Below are 5510 nucleotides of genomic sequence, written 5' to 3'. Positions count from 1 at the left end.
CTGTTCGAACCCCTGGACCTCGTTATCAGTAAGGACCACCGGCTGGCAGCCCAGGACTTCATCACGCCAGAAGACCTCCACGGAGAAACCTGGGTAGCAGTCCACCGGGGATTCCCCCTCGAGAACGCGATCCAGCAAATCGCGGGAATCGGAGGTACTGAAGCACGCATCGCTCACCGGATCAACGAGTTCTTCGTTGCCGCTGCCGTGATCGCCGCCAGCGACTGCATCGCCTTGATGCCCCGCTACACCACCGACATCAAGCATCACCCAGACCTGGTCCTCCGACCGATTTCCCGCCATGGACCCGGCCGGCACATCGACTGCCTCGCCCGTCCCGAAACCCTCGAACGAGCGAACGTAAGAACCGTTCTAGCCCAGCTCCGGGCCATCACAGCCAGCCTCGCCGCGGCCACACATTCTTCGTGAGACGGCGCCTGGGCCGCGCTACACGTGGGCCCGAGGTGCAATGCTGAGCCTCTCCCCCGCCATGACTGAATCTTGTGACCCTCGGCCGGCACTGGCCTGCCGCTTGTTTTCGGAGAGCCCCGCAGCCAGCCAGCCGATCTGCTGTCCGATACCGAGCCCCTGCATGGGGATTTCAGAGGGCCAGAGGGATGCCCTCTTGACCTGACCAATTCATCCCGGTATTCGGTCAGGAGCTTCAGCTCATTGGCCGCCGAATCGGAGGCGACCGGCCGCAGCGTGGCGGGTGACGGCTGCGACGGCCACCGAGCGGGTGGCATCCCCACGGGGGCCGACAGGTCGTTTTAGAGAGAAATCCGCCGCGGTCTGAGGAACCCCGGCTGCAGACCGAAACTCCCCATCCACAATTCAACGAGCTGGTCATTATTGACTAGTAGAACCGCCCGTCCGGTCTGATTTAGAGAAGGTGACCGAACATCACTTCTCTACTGGAAACAAAGAGTTTGGTTGCATCCAGTTCTCGACTCTCACATGGATTCCAAGTTGAAAATGTCAATAGAGTCTTTGACGTGTCAATCACTGCGCCTTGTGTTGCCATGTCACGCAAAGGGTGGATGGGCGATGAACGAAACCAAGAGACGTGCCAGGCGGAGCCCTACCGCTGCCGAACTGGGAGTGTGGCGCGAGTACATTGAGACGGACCAGGCACTGCAGCAGGCTTTGGCCTCAGGCCTGCAGTCCACGTCCGGCGTTTCTCCGGGCGACTATGCAGTACTCCTGGCCTTGAGCGAGGCTGACGACCATCGGCTGCGGTCCTCTGTGCTTGCCGAACAGATCGGCTGGGAACGGAGCCGTCTGTCGCACCACCTCGGCCGTATGGAAAACGGTGGACTCATCAGGCGGCACCGCTCAGGCAATGACAGCCGTGGGGCAGAAATCGAGCTGACCGACGACGGAGCCCGGACATTCCGCAGCTCACCGGCACCGCACCTCCGCCTCGTCCACCACTACTTTATGCTCTTACACCCGAGGAACTTGAGGCTGCTGGTGTGCTGGCCTCCAGTTTGCGCCGCCACCTGCAACAAATCTCGTCCGCCCAGGACGGACAAGGCACTAACTGTCTCACGTCACAAGAAGGGTCACCGTGAGCGCTCCCCCTTGAAGGAATAGCCAAACCCTCTTCATAAGCGATCGTTTTTGAGCATTCGGTCGGTGCTTGATGCGCCTACTGCCAAGCAACTGCAGGAGCAGGTACGCAATGAACAAGAAGGCAACCACGAGGCATCCCAACAGTAGAGACGATTTGCCGGCGGAATATAGGCTAATGATCCTTGGCCGCGGACCCACCCAGATAAGCGCGGGCAGCCGTCACGAGCGCTTCCGTACCAAGGCTCAGCGTGGGTTGGATACTCGGGGCAAAATAGGGCGAATGGTTTGAAGGAATGTCCTCCGGCATATTGCCGCTTTCGGCCCACTCCTTGAAGGATGGCAATGAAGGGTCAGCTCCACCAAGAAACCAAAAGACCAGCGGTGCGCCGGCAGCCTGTGCCAGCATTCCAACATCCTCACTAGCCGAAACGGCCCCCGGGTTAATGACCTTCCCGGGCCCGAACTTCTGCTGGAATGCGGAAGTAATCTTTGCTGCGGCGGCTTCGTCGTTGACAGTTAGCGGGAGGTGCTCTTCATAGTGGAACTCCGGCTCGATGGGAGCATTTGAGGCTGTGGCTTCGCTGCGCACAATACGTTCAATGGAACCAAGAATCTTGTCCCTCGTCGCATTGCTGAAGGAGCGAATGCTAAGACCCAAAGAGGCAGTCTCTGGGATGATGTTGTTTTTTGTTCCGGAGTGGATCTGCCCAACGGTGACTACAGCAGCATCGCTGGGAGCGAGTTCACGTGAGACGATCCCCTGTAGCCGGATTGTTGCGGCAGCGGCCAAAAGGACCGGGTCAACGGCGGTTTCGGGACGTGATCCGTGCCCTCCCTTGCCATGCAGTGTGATGCTGAGGGAATCGGCCGATGCCATGAGGACCCCGGGACGTATGCCGAACCACCCGGCCGGAAACGGTGCCACGTGCTGTCCCAGAACCACATCAGGCTTAGGGACCAGGTCGTAAAGCCCGCCCGCCACCATTGTCTGTGCGCCCCCACCCCATTCTTCAGCCGGTTGGAACACCGCGATGAGAGTTCCCTGCCATTCTTCATGCCGGGCAGCCAGGATTTCCACCGCTCCAACCAGGCAGGTGACGTGAACATCGTGTCCGCAGGCGTGCATCACCGGCACTTCCCTGCCCTCATGGTCCACCCCGATGACCTCACTGGCGTAGTCCAGACCCGTTGCTTCTTTGACAGGAAGGGCATCCATGTCTGCGCGGAGAAGGACAACGGGACCAGGACCGTTCTCCAGGACGCCAACCACACCCGTCTTGCCCACGTTACGGTGTACTTTGAAGCCCAGATCAACCAGATGCCCAGCGGCGATTTCAGCCGTCCGGACTTCTTGGAACGAAAGCTCCGGATTGGCATGCAGGTCGCGATAAAGCTCCTCAAGATCGATACTCATGGGCTCACACTTACAGATTGACTCCAACTCTGGCTAGTAACCGCCGCCGGAGTTATCGGAGCGGGGGCTCGCTTCCTTCATCCGCAGGTACAGCCGGTCCCGGCGAATCGGCAACTCCCCGAAGCGGATTCCCGTGGCATTCCTGATCGCATTGGCAAGGGCCGGAGAAACGGGATTGAACGGGCTCTCGCTCATGGATTTCGCTCCCAGCGGCCCCAGCTGGTCGTTGGTATCAGCGAAGTAGACCTCGCTTCGCGGCACGTCCGCAAAGGTGGGGATGTGGTACTGCCGGAGAGTATCCGTGGTGACCCGACCGGCATCGTCCACCTGCACCTCCTCATACAGGGCTGCACCAAGAGCCTGCGCTATACCGCCTTCGATCTGGCCGCGGCACTGCCTGGGATTGACCACCACACCGGCGTCGGCAGCCTGCACGCTTTGCAGGATGCGCAGCTCACCCGTGCCGGTGTTGACGGCCACCCTGAAGGCATGGACATTGAAGGCCACAGAACGTGGGGTACCACCCCACTGCCCATCAGCCGAGAGCTCGACGCCGGCCTGGGCAGCGGCGTCGTAAATTTCAGTCAGCGGAACTCTGGCTCCTTCGCAGATCACCGAATCCCCCTCCAGGACGCAGCCGGAGGACTGGACCCGCCGGATTCCGGCGGCGAAGGCACGAATCCGCACTGCGAGGTCCTCCGCGGCGGCGAGGGTCGCCTTGCCGGCAACAACCGTTCCCGTGGAGCCGAAGGCCCCTGAATCATGTGGCACCAGATCCGTGTCCGATTGCCGGATGGTAACGCGGGTGGAAGTGGTGGACAGTGCTGTTGCCGCGAGCTGGGCGTGGACGGTGGAGGTGCCGTTGCCAAATTCTGCGGTGCCGACGTCGGCGGCATAGGTGCCGTCCGGGAGGAGCCTTACGACGGAGTGGGCAAAGTGCCCGCGAGGCGGCGCGGTATCAATCATGGAGATAGCCGATCCCTCGCCGGTAACCCAGTCAGGCCCGGCGTCCTCCAGCCCGGCGGTCCGGTAGCGTTCACGGCCGCGGTCAAGAGCGCCCTGCACCAGGCGGATGCATTGGTCCAGGCCGTAACTGCCGTAATGCACATCCTCCTGGGGCTCAGGATGGGTGGAGAGCATCAGGTCCCCCTCCCGGACCATGTTCAGGCTGCGGAACTCCAGGGGATCCATTCCGATCCCGATGGCCAGTTCATCCATGCCCGATTCAATCGCGAAGATCATCTGGCTCAGCCCGTACCCGCGGAACGCGCCTGAAGGAACTGTGTTTGTATAGACGGCCTGAGCGTCCACCTTCTTGTTGCCACACTTGTACACGCCGAGGGATTCGCCGCAGCCGTGGAACATGACGCCGGGGGCATGATTGCCGTACGCGCCCGTGTTCGTCAGGACCTTCAGTTGCAGGGCTGTCAGTTCCCCGTCGCTGGTGGCACCGGCCTTGAGGTGGACGGTGAACGGGTGCCTGACGGTGGAGGAGGTGAGTTGTTCCGTCCGCGTAAACTCAAGCTGCACCGGCCGCCGGAGCTTCAGGGCCGCGAGCGCCACAATGTCCTCGGTCAGGACTTCCTGCTTGCCGCCGAAGCCTCCTCCCACCCGCCCGGCTACCACCCGCACCTGCTCCTGCGGCAAGCCGAAGACACGTGCCAGGGTACGGCGTGCCAGGAATGGAACTTGGCTGGAGGTGCGGACGGTGAGGCGGCCGTCGTCGTCGAAGGAGGCAATGGAGGCGTGCGTCTCCATGGCGACGTGCTGCACCCGCTGGGTCCGGTACGTATGTTCGTGGATGAAGTCAGCCTTGGCGAATCCAGCGGCAGGGTCGCCGAGCTCCGAGTGCAGCTCGGCCGCCACGTTTTGAAGCGGACGGGCTATGCGCGAGGAGTCAGCATCCTTTTCGCCGTGGAGAACCGGCGCCCCGGGGAGGAGAGCGTCCTCCGGCGTGAAGACCGCTGCCAGGACCTCGTACTCGACTTTCAGGGCGCGAGTTCCGGCTTCCGCTGCGTTCACAGAATCGGCGACGACGGCGGCCACCCGCTGCCCGATGAACCTCACCACATCATCCAGGACACGGGTGTCATCAGGGTCGTCGGTGTAGAGCTCATGCTGGGCAGTTGAGAACAACTGTTCCGGCGCGTCCTCATGCGTGAGGACCGCCACCACCCCCGGAATCTGCAAAGCAGCAGTTGCGTCAATGTTCAGGACGCGGGCGTGGGCGTGCGGGGAACGAAGCAGCTTCAGGTGAAGGAGGCCCTGGAGTTCCCCGGGCGGGACATCAAGTGTGTACGGGGCGGAACCGGTGACCACTCCCAGGCTGGCGGGCGCGGGAGCGTCATCGCCGAGCTGTCCTGGCCGGGGATCGGGCTGTTCCCTGCCGCCGACGCCTGAGGTTTGAGCTCCCGGCTCAGGATGCCCTTCGTGCCCGCACACCGCATCCTCGATGGAGCGGTAGCCGGTACAGCGGCACAGGTTGCCTTTGAGGCTGCGGTCCAGGTTCTCTTTTTGCACC

At 62.1% G+C, this 5510-nt stretch carries 4 protein-coding genes; 2 read left to right on the top strand and 2 right to left on the bottom strand.

Features of this window, described 5'->3' with window-relative positions; translation table 11 throughout:
* Both RIN13_RS07330 and RIN13_RS07325 read left to right on the top strand, forming a co-directional pair.
* Nucleotides 1–429 (top strand): substrate-binding domain-containing protein (locus tag RIN13_RS07330; RefSeq protein ID WP_309106679.1); only part of this gene is annotated, 429 nt, incomplete at its 5' end.
* A gap of 618 nt (nucleotides 430–1047) precedes the next feature.
* Entirely contained in the window at nucleotides 1048–1596 is a 549-nt protein-coding gene (locus RIN13_RS07325; protein ID WP_309106678.1) for a MarR family winged helix-turn-helix transcriptional regulator, read from the top strand.
* 151 nt (nucleotides 1597–1747) lie between these two features.
* Here the strand turns inward: RIN13_RS07325 and RIN13_RS07320 are convergent, their stop codons facing one another.
* On the bottom strand, nucleotides 1748–2989 hold the full coding sequence (locus RIN13_RS07320; RefSeq protein WP_309106677.1) for an amidohydrolase: 1242 nt from the start codon (nucleotides 2987–2989) through the stop codon (nucleotides 1748–1750).
* Between the two features lie 33 nt (nucleotides 2990–3022).
* Nucleotides 3023–5510 (bottom strand): molybdopterin cofactor-binding domain-containing protein (locus RIN13_RS07315; RefSeq protein ID WP_309106676.1); only part of this gene is annotated, 2488 nt, incomplete at its 5' end.

Source organism: Arthrobacter sp. (assembly GCF_031179985.1).
In the GTDB taxonomy this organism is placed as follows: domain Bacteria; phylum Actinomycetota; class Actinomycetes; order Actinomycetales; family Micrococcaceae; genus Arthrobacter.
The sequence above is the reverse complement of the archived record's forward strand: the minus strand, read 5'-3'. Positions and strand labels throughout refer to the sequence as shown.